We start from the raw sequence: 18,290 nt of genomic DNA, 5'->3' as shown, positions 1-18,290 counted from the left end.
GCTTTTATACACCATATATTCAATGCGGACTCCACCTAAAAAGTTGTGTCGCAATGTGCTTATATTACCTCAAAATTATACGTGAGAAAGTGAGTTAATAATTATTTAATAGAGATAACATCTCCTTTTGTTATTTCTACTAGAATTTTTGGAGTTAATTTAAAAACAGCGTTAGGTGTACCTGCTGCAGCCCATATTTCATCATACTGTAGTAAATCTTCATCGATTAATGTAATAATAGAATCTTTATGACCAATAGGGGGAATGCCACCTATGGCAAAACCTGTGTGTTCTAATACAAAGTTGGCATCTGCTTTTTGAAGTTTTTCGCCTATATGTTCTTTAATGACTTTTTCATTTACTCTATTTGTGCCGCTTGCTATAATTAGAATAGGTTTTTGAGAACTCTTACCTTTAAAAATTAATGACTTAGCTATTTGACTTACTGTGCAGCCTATAGTGTTTGCTGCTTCCTGAGCAGTACGAGTAGAATCTGATAATTCAACTACATTAAGTTCAAATCCAAATTCATTAAGCACAGTTTGAACTTTTTGAGCACTTTTCTTTAAATTAGATGACATGAAAATTACCTCCTCAATTTAACTGTTATTTTCATCTTAAATTATTATAGTAAATATTAAAAAATATGTGTATAATATATTATACACACATATAATATAACACACAATATGCTGGAGGGAAAAAATGAAAGATTTTAATTTAATAATAGGAAAAAATTTGAACAATATTAGAAAACAAAAAGGATTGAGTTTAGATAAGGTTGCTGAACTTAGTGGAGTAAGTAAGGGAATGTTGGCACAAATAGAAAAAGGTATTTCAAATCCAACAGTAACTACATTGTGGAAAATAGCTACAGGATTGAATGTATCTTTTTCATATTTTATGGAAGAAGAAAATAGAGAAATTGTATATGTTTCTCATAATAATATTAAACCAATAATAGAAAATGATAAAAAAATGATGGTGTATCCATTGTTTCCTTATGACAATACTAGGAGATTTGAAGTGTTTACTATTGAATTAGAACCAGGATGTGATCATAAATCTGTACCACATAATGAAGGTACAGAAGAATATATTGTTGTTTCAAAAGGAGAGATGGAAGTAGTTATAGGTGATTTTGTGTATAAACTAACATATGGAGATGCAATAAGATATTTTGCCAATAAAGCTCACTGCTATAGGAATATAACAGATGAAACAGTAATTTTTCAACATATAATTTATTATTTCAAAATATAATGAACATTGTGAATAAGCTCATTATATTAAAAGAAAATGAAAAATAAAGAAAATTCTGTTGACAGAGAAATTGTTTGTTAGTATAATACAAATAATAAATTGAAAATTTGTTTATCAAGAGTGGTGGAGGGACTGGCCCAATGAAACCCGACAACCAGTATTATTTATGGTACATTGGTGTCAATTCCTGCAGCTTAAGCTGAAAGATAAGGATAACGCTGTTTGTTTAGTTCAAGGTTTTCCTTGAACTTTGTTTTTATTTATAAAATAATTATGTAAGGGATGATGAGAATGGGAACTTTAGGTAAAAAAATTGGTTTTATTGGAGCTGGACAAATGGGAGAAGCTATAATGAGGGGGCTACTAAAAGCAGAGCTCGTATCTCCTTGTGATGTATATGCCATGGATATTTTAGATTCTAGACTTCAATATATTAAAGAAAAACTTGATGTAGTTAATTCAAGTAGTGATAAAAGTACAGGTTACAGTTATTTAATAGATAATTGCGATATTCTATTTTTATGTGTTAAACCACAAGTCATAAAGGAGGTTTTGGAACTTATACAGGATTGTAACTGGCATAAGGAAAATCAACTTGTAATTTCAATTGTAGGAGGTATAAATACTTCATTTATTGAAAAATATTTAAGAGAAATCCCTGTGATTAGAGTAATACCAAATACACCTATGCTAGTTAATGTTGGAGCTTCAGGAGTGGCAAAGGGTAAAAATGCAAAGGATGAACATTCTGAATTGGCTCTTAAAATTTTTGAAACTTTGGGAGTAACTTATTTAGTTCCTGAGAATTTAATTGATTCTGTAATGGCCGTAAGTGGTTGTGGACCTGCATATGTTTATATGCTTATTGAGGCTATGGCTGATGGTGGAGTGGAATTGGGAGTCCCTCGTGAAATGGCTCAAACTTTGGCAGCACAAACAGTTATGGGAGCAGCTAAGATGGTTTTAGAAACTGGTGAGCATCCAGGAAGTTTAAAAGATAAGGTTTGCTCTCCAGGAGGATCTACTATTGCAGGAGTTAGAGCTTTAGAACAAGGTGCATTTAGAGGTACTGTGATGAATGCTATTGAAGCTGGTAAAGTACGAATGGAACAAGTTGCAAAAAAATCAGAATAATAGTTGTGTTTTAAATAATAAAATAACTTGATGATGTGGAAGGAAGATAGAGTATGAGTAAAATAAGAAGCACTGATGATCCAGTAGGAAGAATGGCAAAGCTTATGGCTGAGTTACATTATTTTATGGCAAAGGAAATGATAGATAGATTAGGTGAAGAAGAGGGAAAAAAAGCAGTCAGAGCTGCCATAACTAAATTTGGTGAAGCAAGAGCTGAAGTTATGCTAGAAGAAGCTAAAGAAAAAGGACTTGAAATAAGTGCAGAAACTTTTGCCAAAATAAAAGATATGCCATCAATTTCATGGGAAAAAGACCCAAATAATCCTTGTGATATTACGTATTGTCCTATGCATGACATGTGGGAACAATTAGAAGCAGAGGACATTGGAGCATTGTATTGTGAAATAGATGCTGTTTTATATAATAAATTTAATCTAGATTTTGAAAGGCCTTTATGCAAAACTAATGGGGAGAGATGTTGTAGGTTTATAGTTAAAGATAGAAAATGATTATATGAAATTTATTTATTAAAGCCAATAAGTAAGAACATTATTTTTTAAAACTTAAATAAACGTGTTAAAAAGGGAAGTTTAAGTTAAAAAATATGTTCTTATTTTGGTTTTAAATAATTTATAAAAACTATTATATTTAAAATGCTATTTTATGTATTTAAAATCTTTATTTATATCTTGGATTTTGTCTTTTAATCCTGATGAAGTGTATATTTTATAATCAGATGTAGTAATTTCACAGTTTACTTTTGGCAAGTTTTCTACAAATTGAATACCTTTTTCTCTTCCTAATATAAATACAGTTGTTGACAGAAGGTCACAAATCATAGAACTATCACTAAGATTTCCATCAGCCATTATTGTATCACTGATAACACCATTATCTGCAGGATATCCTGTATGTGGATCAATTATATGATGATATCTTTTACCATTTTTCATAAAATATCTTTCATAGTCACCTGATGTAGATAAAGCTTTATTAGATATCCCAATGATTCCAAGAAAATTATCACTACTATTGCTTCTAGGATGTTGAATTGCCACAGACCATGGTGACTTACTTTCATTTTGACCAACAGCATATGTACTGCTGTTTCCCAAATTTATAAGACCATTCTTTATATTATACTTTTTATAAATTTTTAATACTTCATCACAAGCAAAACCTTTAGCAATACCTCCTAAGTCTATGGACATACCTGCCTTTTGAAGCATAATACTGCTGTCAGCTTCATTAATGCTGATTTTATCGTATCCTATTAAGGGTAAATTCGATTTTATTTCAGAATCAGAAGGTATTCTCGCATTTTGAGTTCAGATTATATACCCCCCATGTTTAAAATGAATTTAATAAAAACTAGTATGTGCCACTCAATTATAGAAAAAGTATATAGTTAAGTCAATGAAACCTATTTAATATAGATAACTGGGAGTTGAAAATTGAGGAATTGGAAAATATATGTTATAATTTCATTTAAAGTGGCTATTTGTACTAAACTTTCATATATGTACTAGAGCTGTTTTTTATTATAAATATTTTAATTATAAAGAAATTATTAAGTTTTATAGAATTTAAAATAAGGAACTATATAATTAATTATGTAGGAGGAAGTAATAGTGAAAGAAAAACTGCTAATAGTCGAAGATGATGAAGCAATTGCAAATATTTTAAAGGAGTATCTCGAAAAAGAAGGTTATGAAGTTAATTGGTCATCAACTGGTAAGGAAGGATTGGAGGATTTTAAGAAGTATAAATTTGAATTGGTGATGATAGATATAATGCTTCCTGAAATGGATGGATTTACTCTTTGCAAAAATATAAGATGGATTAGTGAAGGTATACCAATAATGATACTTAGCGCAAAGCAAACAGATATTGATAAGGTTAATGGGTTAAAACTTGGTGCAGATGATTATATAACTAAACCATTTAGTTTAACCGAAGTTGCTGCAAGAGTAGAAGCACATTTAAGAAGATATAGAAGAATAGACAAAACTTTAATATCAAATGGCATTTTGAAATTTAAAAAAGATCTTATTATAATACCCGAAGAAAAGAAAGTTACTATAAATGGACAAGAGATCCAAATGACATTAAAAGAATTTGACTTGCTACAACTTATGGCTCAAAATCCTAACAAGGTATTTTCAAAGGAAGAACTATATCATCATATATGGAATAGTATAGACATGGAAGGAAACAATACGGTAACAGTACATATTAAAGAATTAAGGGAAAAAATGGGAGATAGCAGTAAAAATCCGATGTTTATTCAAACTGTATGGGGAACAGGTTATAAATTTATAGGAGAAAAAATATATTAAAAATGTAATAAAGGGGGATGATGTTAATGAAAGTATTTTTAAAAAAATCTAGCATTTTTATTTTAGCATTTTTTATGTTATTTTCTTTCTGTAATATGTCATTTGTGGGACAAACTGTTTATGCAGCAAATGCAGATATTACAAGCCCTGAAGTAGGTAAAAACTATTATGGATTCCAACTTGCTTCAGTTAAGGAAGAGCAAAAGAGTAAATCTACTGTTATGATGTTTACTCATGTGAAAACAGGTGCAAAGCTTATGTACATTAAAAATGATGATACACAAAGAGTTTTTGATATTACTTTCCGTACACCTGTTACAGACAACACTGGAGTTAATCATATTATTGAACATTCAGTTCTTGATGGTTCTAAAAATTATGCAGTAAAATCTCCATTTAAAGAAATACTTAAAGGATCACTTGGTTCATTTATCAATGCCATGACTAGCACTGATTACACTACATTTCCTGTAGCAAGTACTAATGAACAGGATCTTAAAAATCTTATTGGAGTATATTTAGATGCAGTATTTTATCCAAAACTAACTACTGATCCAAATATATTTAAACAAGAAGGCTGGAGATATGAACTTCCAGCAAAGGATTCAGCTCTTTCAGTTAATGGAGTTGTGTATAATGAAATGAAAGGTAATTATTCCAATCCTCAATGGCTTTTACGTAATGCAATAACTCAATCACTTTTCCCTGATACATCTTCTAAATGGGATTCAGGTGGAAATCCAGATGTTATTCCTACTCTTACAAGAGAACAATTAATTTCAACTTATAAGAAAAATTATACACCTTCAAATAGTTATATATATTTATATGGTAAATTGGATATAGGAGAATATTTGAAATTTATTGATAGCAACTATTTAAGTAAATTTGATAAAGTTAATGTGGACACTTCTATTAAAACTCAAAAACCTTTATCCAATATTCCTGTGAAGGTAGTATCTTATCCTATACCTAAAGATGGAGATGCAAAAAAGAAAACATATCTTTCATTAAATTTTGTCACAGGCAGCATAGAGGATAAGGAAACAAATGTGGCACTTAGCTTTTTAGATTATTTGCTTATGGGAACAGATAATGCTCCACTAAAAAAAGCACTTACTGACGCTGGTATTGCAGAAAATGTAAGTTGTTCTTTTAGTATGCAGGGTGCCCAACCTATATTTTCAATTAGTGCTATTAATTCTGATGAAGCTTCAAAAGAAGTTTTTGAAAAGACAATTTTTAATACTTTAGATAGTATTTCAAAAAATGGATTTGACAAAGATTTTATTAAATCTGCCATGGCATCTTATGATATAAGCAATCGCTCTGAAAATCTTGTAACTCCTATGCTTGGTGGAAATGGATTGATTTTATCACAAACTGCACTATCTACATGGATATATGATAAGGATCCTACAATGTATTTTGAAACAGATAGTGTTATGAAAAAAATTAAGGAAACAGATCAAAATAAGTATTTCCAAAACTTAATTAACAAATGTTTGCTTTCAAATAACTACCATTCATTAGTTGTGTTAAAACCTGAAGCAGGACTTGAAAGTAAAAATACTGAAAATACAGCTAAAAAGCTTGCAAGCTATAAGAGTCAAATTGGTGAAACAGGAGTCAATTCTCTTTTAAAAGGTACTGAAGATTTTAATGTATGGCAGAAAACTGAAGATTCTAAGGAAGCACTTGAAACTTTACCAAAGCTTTCTCTTAAGGATGTTAAACCTGAAATGCCAAATTTAAGTTATGGGGTTCAAAATCAGTCAGGTATGAAAGTACTTAAACATAATGCGGATTTAAATGGACTTTCAATTATAAGTTTTTACTTTGATACAACCAAGGTTCCTCAGGATAAATTACAATATTTAAGTTTACTTTGTTCATTACTTGGAAATGTAGATACTAAGGAACATGATTATAAAGGACTTTCAAATGAAATGCTGCAATATACAGGAGGAAATATAACTTTTGTTCCTTCAGCAATGGCAAACAGTAAAAATTCTGATAATTACAACCCTAAAGTTACAGCAGCTATTTTAGTACCACAGGAGAGTATTTCAAAATCATTTGATATGATTAGCGAAATTATAAATAGCAGCAAATTTGATGATAAACAAAGGATAAAACAAATTATAGGGCAGAACAAATCAGCTCTACAGATGCTTTTAACATCAGGAGCAGGCAGTACTGCAATTATGAGAATGAATGCATATATGAATGAAAGTGGAAGATATAATGAAGCGATTACAGGACTTTCATATTATAAATTTTTACAGGATTTAGACAACAATTTTGATGCAAAATGGGATAGTATTTCTAAGAACCTTAAGGATACATGTAATCTTGCATTTAATAGGGATAATCTTGTAGTGAGTTATAGTGGAAGTGAAGATGATTCTAAAGTATTTAGCAAGGAAATAGATCGTATAAGTCCTAAAATTAATTCAGAAGTACTTCCACATCAAAGGTATACTTTTGCTCAGCCTAATAAAAATGCTGCATTTTCTTCTACTGCAAAGGTGCAGACAGTAATACAGGGAGGAGATTTAAAAAAGGCAGGATATACTTACAATGGAAAAATGATGGTACTTCAAAATGTACTTAATATGGGATATTTGTGGAACAAGGTAAGAACAACTGGCGGAGCTTATGGAGTTCAAAGTGCATTTTCATCTGATGGCAGGGTTATACTTGCTTCAATGAGAGATCCAAATCTTAAAGAAACTTTAGATGCTTTTAAGGGTACAGTGGATTATCTTAAAAACTTTAAAGCAACAGACAGCGAAATGACAAATTATATTATAGGTGCTGTTAAAGAATATGTTAACTTAAAAAGCAATGGACCACTTATGGAAAGTTCACTTTGTGATTCAATGTATCTTACTAATTCTTCTGTAAATGATTTGCTTGAATATGAAAAACAGGCGCTTACAACTACACCAGAGGATATAAGAAGCTATGGAGATATGCTTGATAAGGTTTTAAAACAAAATATGTATTTTGTAGAAGGTTCTAAAGAAGCTATTGACCAAAATGAGTCATTGTTTAATGAAGTTATAGATATTGGCAAATAAAGGCAATTGTTAAAGGAGGAATGTTTTTCCTCCTTTAATATATTCAATGATTTTTAAGGTAATCTTAAGATTTTAATAAGTTTAGATAAATGATACTACTATAAAATTAAAATAGAAAGCTGCAGGAGGATAAATATGAATAATATAATAAATATATGTTTTACAGATGGCGCAGGAGGAAAATTTAGAATTGCTAGTAAGATGAATGAACTGGATAGCAAGCAAAAGGTTATGGTTCTTTCTGATGATCTTTCACATGGACCTATAAAATGTGGAGTAAATATTGAAGAGAGAATTAATTGGTGGAAAGTTGCAAGTGAAGATGAATACTTTCTTCAGTATGGTGCAGAGGATTTAAAAGAAAATTATAATACACTTCATAGTGAAATTTCAAAAATAGATAGCAAAGATGTTTTATACTTATGGTATGGCTCCAGTCAAGAGTTTTGTGGAATGCTATATACCTTAGAGCTTTTAAAGAATAAGGATTTAAATATATATTTAATAAATGTAACAGATGCAGTTGTGAAGCATAAAGGAAATGTGTATTTAGCTAGAGATACTGGATACATTGTACCACAATATATAGAAAAATATGCAAGGTTAAAGGAAAAACTGGCTTCAGATAAATATAGGGAGCTTCTTAATACCTGGGAATTATTAAAAAATGATAATTCAATGTTACGTGTTTTTGAAAATGAAAAAATAAGAAGTGTAGATGAAAATTATTTTGATATGGATATACTGAAATACGTTCCAAAAGAATTTAAAAATTCAGCTAAAATTGTAAGGTTAGTAGTAGAAAACAGTGATATGGAAATTTCCTTTGATTATATAATGTGGAGAATAAAAGAATTAGTTAAGTTAAGAAAAATTGACTGCGCATATGATAAAACTTATCATGGTAAATTTGAGAGTCCTAAAATGAATATAAAGATAACAGAAGAAGGATTAAAGTATCTAAGTACTGATCAGAAGGCTATGAGTATTTGGAGAAATAGTAAAAAAGATTTAAATTCAGAAGAGTATATTATAAATGAATACATAGAAGAAGGTAGGCTGGAAGAAAAAGTAAATATTGCAAAAGCATTGAAAGACGTATTAGATGCAGAAACCATAGCAGAAAAAACAGGTTTAACTGTAGGACAAGTTAAGAATTTGTAATATAGAAACTAGTGTGTTTTAATAAATAGTATTACAAAATTAAAAGTCATGGGGGGATAGCAATGAACAAAATAATTAACATATGTTTTTCAGAAAGTGCAGGAGGAAGTTTTAAGTATGCTATTAATACTAAAATACTTCAAGGTAATCAGGAGGTAATAATTTTTGTTGATGATCTTTCACAGGGATCTATAAAGGATGAAATAAATATTGATAAAAGAATCAATTGGGATAATACTTTTACGAGAGAAAATCAATTAAGGTCAGCTGTTGAATATGATATAGATGATTTAAAAGAAAATTACAGCACATTTTATAATGAGATTTCTAAAGTGGATCATAGTGATATTTTATATTTATGCTATGGCTCTAGTAGAGAGTTTTGTGGAATGTTATATGCTTTAGAGGTTTTGAAAGATAGAAATTTAGATATATATTTAATAAATGTAAAAGATACAGTTATTAAACGCAAAGAAATTGAATTTAAGGCTAGGTCTGTTGGAGAAATTATACCAGAAAACATAGAAAAGTATGCAGCAGCTAAAAGAAAGCTGAATTTAAATGAATATAGAAAGCTTCTTGATAAATGGGAATTACTAAAAAAAGATAACTCTATATTACGTGTTATTAAAGATGGAAAGTTAGAAAGTGTAGATGAAAACTATTTTGACATAGATATACTAAAATACACCCCAAAAGAATTTAGAAATCCAATAAGAACAATAGGAGATGTATTAGGCAAAAGTGAAGAAAGAATTTCAGATGAATACATATTTTGGAGAATAAAAGAATTAATTAAAACAGGAAAAATAGAACACAATGGTAAATTTGGAATTATAGGAATGGAAATAAAAATAACTGAAGAAGGATTAAAATATTTAAGTAAGGACAAAGATGCCATAAAAATTTGGGAAGAGTATAGAAAAGAATTAGTAGCAGAAGAAGAGATTAGAAAAAAGTATAGACAGCAAGGTGTATTTGAAGAAAGAATGGATATAGCAAAAAAATTAAAAGATGTTTTAGATGATAAAACTATAGCAGAGAAAGTAGGTTTAAGTATAGAACAAGTTAAAAACTTGAAAATTTATGATTGATTACAGATATACAGCTCCAAAATCTTAATTTTATAATGGAGGATTAGTATGAAACTATTAAAAAAATATAAACATTTTATTATAGGAATTGGAATACTTTTTTGGGTATTGGCTAAAATCATTGGGATTCAAGAATGGGGCAATATTATTTTTGGGATAGCTGTTATAATAGCTGAAACAGATGATGTTATTAAATATGCAAAAAAGGTTGGAATTGTTAAATTCATTATTTTGATTTTTATATTTTTAAGTATAACTGTATTAACAGCTTTAGTATTTTTTCGAATACACGAATATTTTATTCTAGCAGCAACTTCTAGAATACTTATTATAATATTAGCTATATTAATTGATGTATCAATTATGGTTTTTTCAATAAAAAAAATGGAAAAAGTATAATAATGTATCTTATTCTGAAATCACGAGTGGACGAAATATTTTGATTACTATAGTAATATATATTAATTTTAAATTGGATAAGTAGTTTGAAAGATTACAAACTGCTTATTTTTATTGTGTTATAATTAAAATCTTAAAACATGTTTTTAATTATAAAGAAATTATTAAGTTCAACAAGTAGATAAAGAATTCAATATATAATGTAAATATAAGCTCATGAGATTTAATGATAAAATAAGAATATATGAGTAATTATTAGATTTAAATTAAATATTTAGGAGAGAAATACACATGAAACTTAAAAGATGGCTTATATTGTCTCATTTAACAGTTATGCTAACACCAGTGATTTCAGGTTTGTTATTATATATAATTATAGGCAATTATAATAAAAATACTCAAGTTTCAGATTATATATCTGCTGTAAATAAATTTAAAACATATCAGCAGCAATTGGATAATTCTGATATATATACTGGATACTCTTTAAAAGATAAAAAATTTATATCTAGCAAGGACAGTAATTCTATAAAAATAGAATTATACAATGCTGTAGGTCAGGAAATATATTCTTCAGATGATAATATAGCTGGTTTTATTTCAAAGGAGATTGCATTTTCAGACTTATATAAAATACAAACAGGAGCTAGAGCATATACACTGAAGATGCCCGTATTCAATAAGGATAGTGCACTGGTAGGGTTTTATAAAATAGCTGTAGCAAGGGAAGATTTTATTCAAGGTATAAATTATGGAACCGTTATTACAGTTTTATTTTTTATAATTATAGTTTTGTGTATTCTTATATCAGTATGGCTTCTTTTAAACAAAAAACTTAATAGGCCTATTAAAATTCTAGTAGAAGGAATGAATAAGTTTGCTTTAGGAGATAAAAACATAGTAGATTATAAATACAGTGACGAGATAGGTGAGCTTATAAAACATTTTAATGATATGAAAAAGGATATTGAAGAGAAAAGAGAGATTATTGAGCAGCAGCAAAAATCTAAGGAATATATGATATCTGCCATATCTCATGATTTAAAAACACCGTTAACTGCTATAAGAGCTTATGCTGAGGCTATGATTAATGATAAAAATTTATATACAAAAGACAATAAAAATAAGGCTTCAGTTATACTGAATAAAAGTGATTATATGAAAAATATGATAGATGATTTAATGATGTACAATCTTCTTACTACAGAATATAAAATGAATTTTGTAGAACTTGAAGGCTCGGAGTTCTTTGAAATGCTATTTTCAGGGTATGATGAATCCTGCACACAAAAGAAAATAAAACTTACTATAGATATAAATGTTCAAGGTAAATACAAAGTAGATGTAAGGCAGATGACAAGGGTAGTAGATAATTTGATGGCAAATGCTTTAAGATATACTCCTGTAGAGGGATATATATGTATTGGTGCAGTTTCACTAGATAATGAAATGCCAGATTGCTTGAAAATAGGCACAGAAAGTAAGACAGTTACATGGAAAAAAGATGGTTTGCTCATTGTAGTTAAAAATCAGGGTAATGGCATTATAGATAAAGAAAAAGAAAAGGTGTTTATGCCATTTTATCAAAGTGATGATTCTAGAAATAAAAAGTTGTGGAATGGTGTAGGACTAGGGCTTAGCATCGTTAAATTAGTAATTGAAAAGCATTATGGTGAAGTTAAAGTATTTTCAGAAGGAAACAGTACAATGTTCGCATGTTGGATACCTATAAATAAACAGTAATATTGAGGATATGAAAAAACAGTTATTTTAAAGATAAAAAGTAAAAATTATAATATAGGTTGGAGGTTCTTTTATGATAGTTTTGCAAGTTGAAAATTTAGTGAAAAAATATGGAAAGTTTACAGCTATAAATGATATTTCTTTTGAGCTTACAGAAGGAAAGATTATTGGACTTATAGGACCTAATGGCGCGGGAAAGACTACCACTTTAAAGTGTATTACTGGACTTTTGAAGTCAAATGCTGGAAGAGTTCTTATAATGGATAAATGTATAAGGGACAAGGAAGCCAGGAGCAATATTGCATATATTCCTGAAACTCCAGATATATATGGTATGCTGACAGTTTGGGAACACCTTAAATTTATAGCTTTAGCATATAATCTAAAAAATTGGGAAGTACATGCTGAAGAACTACTTCAAAAGTTTGACTTAAAGGATAAGAGAAATGATCTATGTAAAAATCTATCCAAGGGTATGACTCAAAAAGTATCGATATGTAGTAATTTGCTCCATGATCCTCAAGTTATATTGGTAGATGAACCTATGATAGGATTAGATCCAAAGGCTATAAGAGAATTGAAGGATGCATTTAAAACTTTAAAGGAAGAAGGGAAGACTGTTTTTATAAGTACTCATTTGTTAGACAATGCCCAAAACCTTTGTGATGAAGTTATAGTTATGAAAAAAGAGAAGATTATTGCAAAAGGAAGTCTGGAAGAGCTTAGAAAAGATTTTAATGCAGGTAAAGATGTAACCTTGGAGGATCTGTTCTTGGAGGTAACTGAAGATGAAAAAAACTAATATAATAAATGATATTAGAGCTATAATGTACTTAAAAATTATGGAGTTTAAAAATAATATAATGGAAATATTTAAACATCCAATTCGTGCCATTATTGAAGTTTCAAAGTTTGTACTACCAATAATATTTGCTATGATTCCATTTATTTTTAATACTAAAAAACAAGGAAATACAATCAGTATAGATGGTTCATCAGCAAATATTATAGGATCAGTAATAATGCTTTTGGTAATAATAATTTTTTTCATGAATCTTTATAAAGCTGTAGTCAAATACTATCCCACTCAGTATTCTACAGCAGATGTGAATTTTCTATTTACATCTCCTATAAGCAGCAGAACAATATATTCATTTTCTATAGCAAAACAGATATCTATTTCATTGATAGGAAGTCTTATTGTAATACTTCCTTTTTATGCAATGTTAAAAAGTTTAAATATATTAATCTCAGATTTAGGCACTGTCTATACATTTATTGGTATAGTTTTATTTATAATAGTAATCAAAACTTTAAATTTCTTTTTATATTCTATATCTAAAAGATTTAATATAGCTTTTCTTATTGAAAGTATGGTTATAATTTTAATAGCTTCAGTAATTTTATATTTTGGTATTTCGTTGTACAGAAGTGGAGATATTATAAACAATGTAATTGTAATCCTTAATGGAAAAACCTTTGGATTAATACCTATAATAGGATGGACTAGGGAACTAATAATGGCAGGTTTTACAGGAATAATTTCAGTAAGCTCTTTGATGAAAATGAGTGCTTTTGTAATACTAATGATGTTTATTACTATTTATTTTGCTACAGATTATTATGAGGAAGCAATAGTTTCTGTGGAAAGAACTGCATCAATGAAAAATAAAAATCTAGATGAGGTCGAAACTAAATCAGTTAATAAGAAAAAAGTAAAAAACATTAATATAACTTGGGATTTAAAAAAGGAATATGCTTTTTTATGGAAGGAATTAATAATAAATAAAAGGAAAAGTAAAGGAACAATAGTTTTAGTACTAAAATATGTTTTATTTGCAGTTGTAGGAGGAATAGCAGGTTATTTATTGAGAAAGCAGAATTATGTGAATATAATTTCATTGGTACTAATTTTCAGCATAAGCTTAAATAGTGCCAGCAGTGGATTTATGGAGGGAGTACAGTATGAACTTAGAAAATCATATATATTTTTACTTCCAGGAAAAATAAAAAACAAAATATTTGCTATAAATATGCTTCCAGTAATAAAGATTGTTTTTAGAAATTCAGTTATAATAAGTTTCCTAACAATATTTGTAAAGATAACATTGCTTCAGTTTTTATCCATATGGGTGCTAGTTAATTCTATTAACTTAATAAATCTTTTTACAACAGTAGTAATGAAGGTTATTCTTCCTTCAGAAAATGGGAAAAATATTTTACTTATATATGTTAAGGCTATTCTTGAATTAATAGCAACTATTCCAGCGGTAGGGGTTGGGGTACTGGTATGGTATGTTTCAAAGAAGATTGAAGCTTCTATTTTTATATTTGGTGCAGCAAGCCTATTAAGTATTGTAGTACTTTTATGGATAAGTGAAGCTTTGTTTAAAAGAGTGGAGTGTGAAAAATGATACTAAAAATTCAATATTATAAAGAAATTATTAACTTTAATAGGAAGAGTAAAAATATCGATATAATGTATACATAAGGTTAAAAAATTTAGTAAGAGATTAAAAGGAGATGTTTTATAATGAAGAGAAAAATATTAGCAATATTTATTACAGCGTTAATAACGGCAAGTTTATTTCAAGGTTGCAGCAGTTTAAGGAGGGATACAATAATACCAAGTGAGGTTATAAATAAAGCTATGAGTGCTTATGAGAAACCTAAGTCGTATTATGGTGAATCAAAGCTGGAAATACATGAAAATGGAAAATTAAGTGAAACAGCCAATATAAAGGAATGGGCAGATAACTCATCAAATAAAATGAGAAGACGTTATGAATCAAATTCCAACATTAGTGGAAAAAATATATCTACTAATGATGGTAATAAAATATTAGTATATATGGAAAAAGATAAAAAGGCTATGTCTATGAATGTAGGAAATAGTCTATCAGAGATAAATAATGATTATAAATCACAGCTTATGAAACAACTAAGCAACATATCAAAAACACATGATTTAACTTATAAAGGAGAAGAAAATATAAATGGATTCAAAACCTATCATTTATATGCTAAACCTAAACAGAAAAATAGCATTTTAGGTGATATGAACTATTGGATAGACGAGAGTAGTTGGCTTGTTATAAAGTGTACATCAGAAAGTTCTAATGTGAAAACAAATACAGAATATACAAAGATAAAGTTTTCACCTAAGTTAGACGATAGTTTATTTACTCAAAATATTCCTTCTGATGTTAAAATAGAAGATATAAATAGTAATACACTTAAAGAAAATAAAATTGACATGAAAGAAGCAGAAAAAATAGCAGGAAAACCTATTTTAACATTAAAAGAAATGTTTGGGTACAAGCTAAAAAGTGTAACTTATATGGATGTACCAGGAGTAAAGCATAAGGAAATAAATCAAACTTATGAAAAAAATGGAGCAGATCAGTTGATTCTTACAACTATAGTTCCATATGATAATAAGGCTATTGAAAAGGATGATACAAAAATTGATGGTGAAAAAGATATTACTGTAAGAGGAAAAAAAGGAACAGTTATGGAAGAACCTATAAAAAATATATGTTGGAGTGAAGATGGATTTAATTATAATTTGTTAATTCAAGATCCTACATTAAATATAGATAATGGTAAAAAAGTAGTTGAAAGCTTACAATATTATAAGTAAAGCACTACTTTACAAGTAATTTAAAATTACAAAATATACAATGTATCAAATACCTCCTATCAGTGATGTTGAGAGAACATAACTGATAGGAGGTATTTGGTACTATGATTAGTATTTACGAAAAACAAATACTTGGTAAAATAGCATTACACAAAATTCCTATTAGCAAATGATAATAAATTGTATATAGCAATAATATTTTACATAAAATATTATTGCTAATATTCACTATTAATAATATTTATACAAATCAATATATATACAACATTTATAAATAAGCTGTTGTGGTAAACTATGTTATAATTTATTTATATATAAAGTATAAAAGGAGGATAAAAATGAAAAAGATACTATCATTAATTGTTTCTACTGTCATAATGTGTTCATTTTCACTAGTTGGATGTTCTCAGAAGCAAACCCCTGCACCACAGCAAAGCTCAAAACCTGTAGAAACTACATATGTTCATAATGATTTATTAGTTAGTGCAGATTGGGTAAAGGATAATCTTGATAAAGGTATAATAATTCTTGACGCAAGAGATAAAAAATCTTATGATGCTAATCATATTGCAAATGCTATTAATGTAACATGGCAGCAATTTACAGATATGCAGAATAAAAAACCTGGTGATAAAGGTTGGGGAATTTTGCTTGAACCATCAAAGCTTGCTGATGCTATAGGTAAATTAGGAATTGATGGTACAAAAACTATAGTTGTTTATGGTGCACCTCCAACAGGATGGGCAGAAGATGGAAGAATTGCTTGGACACTTAAATCTGCGGGAATTAAAGATGTAAAAATTTTAAATGGTGGATGGAAAGTTTGGGAAAGTAAAGGATATGCTAAAGATACAAAGGTACCAGCACTTAAACAGGCAATATTTAAAATTTCAGCAATGGATGAAAGTATAAATGCTACAACTGATTATATAAATCAAAACTTAGGCAAAATAAAGATAATCGATGCTAGAGACACTAGTGAATATAATGGTGCTACTAAATATGGCGAGGCTAGAGGTGGACATTTGCCTAAAGCAATAAATGTGACTTGGACCCAATTATATAATAGTGATGGTACGGTAAAAAGCCAAAAAGATATAGAAACACTATTATCATCAAAAGGAATTAATAAAAATGATGAAATAGTTACATACTGTACTAAAGGAATAAGATCAGCTGATATGGAATTGTTATTAAAAATGGCTGGATATGATAAAACAAAAAATTACGATGCTTCATTCTATGAATGGGCTGGAAATGAAACTTTAACTGTAGAAAAATAAGATGATTTCGGTTATTTAATAATAGGAAGATATGCTACTTTAACTTTTTTAGCATATCTTTTTTGTATTTATACATGAACAGTGTTCATGAGGAAAGGTATATGGGGAAATTGTTTCCACATGTGGCTTATTTTATGCGAACGTTGGCTTAAAGTTAAGTGTTGTTATTTTTTAGCGAATGGTCCTTAATTTTTTTACCTCAGAATAGGGTATCTTTCTAAAACCTTTGTCTGTTCTGTATGCCTTAACCAAGCCTTTGTCACACCATTTAATTACAGTAATAGGAGCTACACTAAATATTTTTGCAAATTCAGAAGGTGTAAGCATTTCCTTTAACTTTTTATCTGTATAGCTTTTATGTTTCGTAGTATATCCAAGTAATTCATCTATTTCTTTAGCAATGTAGCCTTGCTCTTTTAACTTAAGTTTATAAAAATCCCTTAAAGTGGATAGTGTAACTTTATTATAAGGACAATTTTTTCTAAATATCCAACGCAGTCCTGAAGTTGTATATTTAGTACCTCTTTCATTTATGAAAAGGTATTCTTCCATAGTATATATTTCTTTTAAATATAGCTTTAAGGAATTTTCTATATTAGAGTTCATAGGAACCTTTCTTTCGTAGGAACCAGTTATATTCATAATTCTTTCATCAAAATTTAAATCTTTTAATTTAAGTTCTATAACTTCAGCAGTTCTTAATCCAGAATATGCGATTAAGCTGAGCATTGTATAATTTTTTATTCCATCATTACAGCAAATTTGTTGAAGTAAATTTTCTATGTATTTCTCATCTATGTAATTATTTTTCTTAACTTTGACTTTTGAAATTTTCACTCTTAGAGAATTGTCTACTACCATTTCATTTTGAATACCTTCATTTATTAAAAAGTTATTATAAGATTTAAAGAAATTGATGTAATTATTTATAGAACTTTCACTTATATTTAAAGAAATACTCTTAATATATTTTTTTACAATACTTTTTTCTAATTCTTTAAATGGAGTTTTTATCACTTCTTCATGCCATTTTAAGAATTTCCTTAAATAGTATATGTATAGATATATAGAATTATCTTTCATATTTTGCTTTAGTAAATAGTTATTATATTTATAAAATGTTTTCATTTTTTTGCTCCCAA

Annotated in this window: 16 protein-coding genes and 1 riboswitch; of the genes, 13 read left to right on the top strand and 3 right to left on the bottom strand. The window is 28.5% G+C overall.

The window, feature by feature from the left end; translation table 11 throughout:
* Positions 1-101 precede the first annotated feature (101 nt).
* Positions 102-581, bottom strand: coding sequence for a YbaK/EbsC family protein (locus EG57_RS0214760; protein ID WP_029161237.1), 480 nt, complete (start codon positions 579-581; stop codon positions 102-104).
* A 124-nt stretch (positions 582-705) separates the two neighbouring features.
* On the opposite strand from EG57_RS0214760, the gene EG57_RS0214755 reads away from it, so the two are divergent.
* The 3 genes from EG57_RS0214755 (at position 706) to EG57_RS0214745 (ending at position 2,906) form a co-directional block, all read left to right on the top strand.
* A complete protein-coding gene (locus EG57_RS0214755; RefSeq protein ID WP_029161238.1) occupies positions 706-1,263 on the top strand; it encodes a helix-turn-helix domain-containing protein in 558 nt (185 codons plus the stop codon).
* Positions 1,264-1,371: 108 nt separating this feature from the next.
* Positions 1,372-1,476, top strand: a riboswitch (SAM riboswitch).
* 78 nt (positions 1,477-1,554) lie between these two features.
* Positions 1,555-2,397, top strand: coding sequence for a pyrroline-5-carboxylate reductase (gene proC, locus EG57_RS0214750; RefSeq protein WP_032077953.1), 843 nt, complete (start codon positions 1,555-1,557; stop codon positions 2,395-2,397).
* 53 nt (positions 2,398-2,450) lie between these two features.
* Positions 2,451-2,906, top strand: a complete 456-nt coding sequence (locus tag EG57_RS0214745) for an L-2-amino-thiazoline-4-carboxylic acid hydrolase (RefSeq protein ID WP_029161240.1) — start codon at positions 2,451-2,453, stop codon at positions 2,904-2,906.
* Between the two features lie 147 nt (positions 2,907-3,053).
* Here EG57_RS0214745 and EG57_RS25190 read toward each other — a convergent pair whose 3' ends face one another.
* On the bottom strand, positions 3,054-3,710 hold the full coding sequence (locus EG57_RS25190; RefSeq protein ID WP_414629348.1) for an FAD:protein FMN transferase: 657 nt from the start codon (positions 3,708-3,710) through the stop codon (positions 3,054-3,056).
* Positions 3,711-4,028: 318 nt separating this feature from the next.
* On the opposite strand from EG57_RS25190, the gene EG57_RS0214735 reads away from it, so the two are divergent.
* From EG57_RS0214735 to EG57_RS0214690, 10 genes are all read left to right on the top strand, one after another.
* A complete protein-coding gene (locus tag EG57_RS0214735; RefSeq protein ID WP_032077952.1) occupies positions 4,029-4,736 on the top strand; it encodes a response regulator transcription factor in 708 nt (235 codons plus the stop codon).
* Positions 4,737-4,762: 26 nt separating this feature from the next.
* A complete protein-coding gene (locus tag EG57_RS0214730; protein WP_032077951.1) occupies positions 4,763-7,822 on the top strand; it encodes an insulinase family protein in 3,060 nt (1,019 codons plus the stop codon).
* Between the two features lie 135 nt (positions 7,823-7,957).
* Positions 7,958-8,986 (top strand): DUF1835 domain-containing protein, encoded by a 1,029-nt coding sequence (locus EG57_RS0214725; RefSeq protein ID WP_032077950.1) that lies wholly within the window; start codon positions 7,958-7,960, stop codon positions 8,984-8,986.
* 62 nt (positions 8,987-9,048) lie between these two features.
* Positions 9,049-10,080 carry a DUF3658 domain-containing protein gene (locus tag EG57_RS0214720; RefSeq protein WP_032077949.1) on the top strand — a complete coding sequence of 344 codons (1,032 nt, stop codon included), beginning with the start codon at positions 9,049-9,051 and terminating at the stop codon, positions 10,078-10,080.
* A 48-nt stretch (positions 10,081-10,128) separates the two neighbouring features.
* Complete coding sequence (locus EG57_RS0214715) at positions 10,129-10,479, top strand: hypothetical protein (protein ID WP_032077948.1); 351 nt, start codon at positions 10,129-10,131, stop codon at positions 10,477-10,479.
* 291 nt (positions 10,480-10,770) lie between these two features.
* Complete coding sequence (locus EG57_RS0214710) at positions 10,771-12,222, top strand: HAMP domain-containing sensor histidine kinase (protein WP_032077947.1); 1,452 nt, start codon at positions 10,771-10,773, stop codon at positions 12,220-12,222.
* 73 nt (positions 12,223-12,295) lie between these two features.
* The gene (locus tag EG57_RS0214705) at positions 12,296-13,024 is read left to right on the top strand and encodes an ABC transporter ATP-binding protein (RefSeq protein ID WP_032077946.1); all 729 of its coding nucleotides are present in this window, start codon (positions 12,296-12,298) and stop codon (positions 13,022-13,024) included.
* Positions 13,011-14,636: a putative ABC exporter domain-containing protein gene (locus tag EG57_RS0214700; RefSeq protein ID WP_032077945.1), complete on the top strand. Its 1,626-nt coding sequence runs from the start codon at positions 13,011-13,013 to the stop codon at positions 14,634-14,636. The genes EG57_RS0214705 and EG57_RS0214700 overlap by 14 nt, the downstream gene beginning before the upstream one ends.
* 119 nt (positions 14,637-14,755) lie before the next feature.
* Positions 14,756-15,865 carry a LolA family protein gene (locus EG57_RS0214695; RefSeq protein WP_032077944.1) on the top strand — a complete coding sequence of 370 codons (1,110 nt, stop codon included), beginning with the start codon at positions 14,756-14,758 and terminating at the stop codon, positions 15,863-15,865.
* A 338-nt stretch (positions 15,866-16,203) separates the two neighbouring features.
* A complete protein-coding gene (locus EG57_RS0214690) occupies positions 16,204-17,148 on the top strand; it encodes a sulfurtransferase (protein ID WP_032077943.1) in 945 nt (314 codons plus the stop codon).
* A 171-nt stretch (positions 17,149-17,319) separates the two neighbouring features.
* Here the strand turns inward: EG57_RS0214690 and EG57_RS0214685 are convergent, their stop codons facing one another.
* Entirely contained in the window at positions 17,320-18,276 is a 957-nt protein-coding gene (locus tag EG57_RS0214685) for a tyrosine-type recombinase/integrase (RefSeq protein ID WP_242859860.1), read from the bottom strand.
* Positions 18,277-18,290: the final 14 nt, after the last annotated feature.

The sequence above is a fragment of the Clostridium drakei genome (assembly GCF_000633595.2).
Taxonomy (GTDB): domain Bacteria; phylum Bacillota; class Clostridia; order Clostridiales; family Clostridiaceae; genus Clostridium_AM; species Clostridium_AM drakei.
Note: the sequence above shows the minus strand (reverse complement) of the source record. Positions and strands in the feature narration are given on the sequence as shown.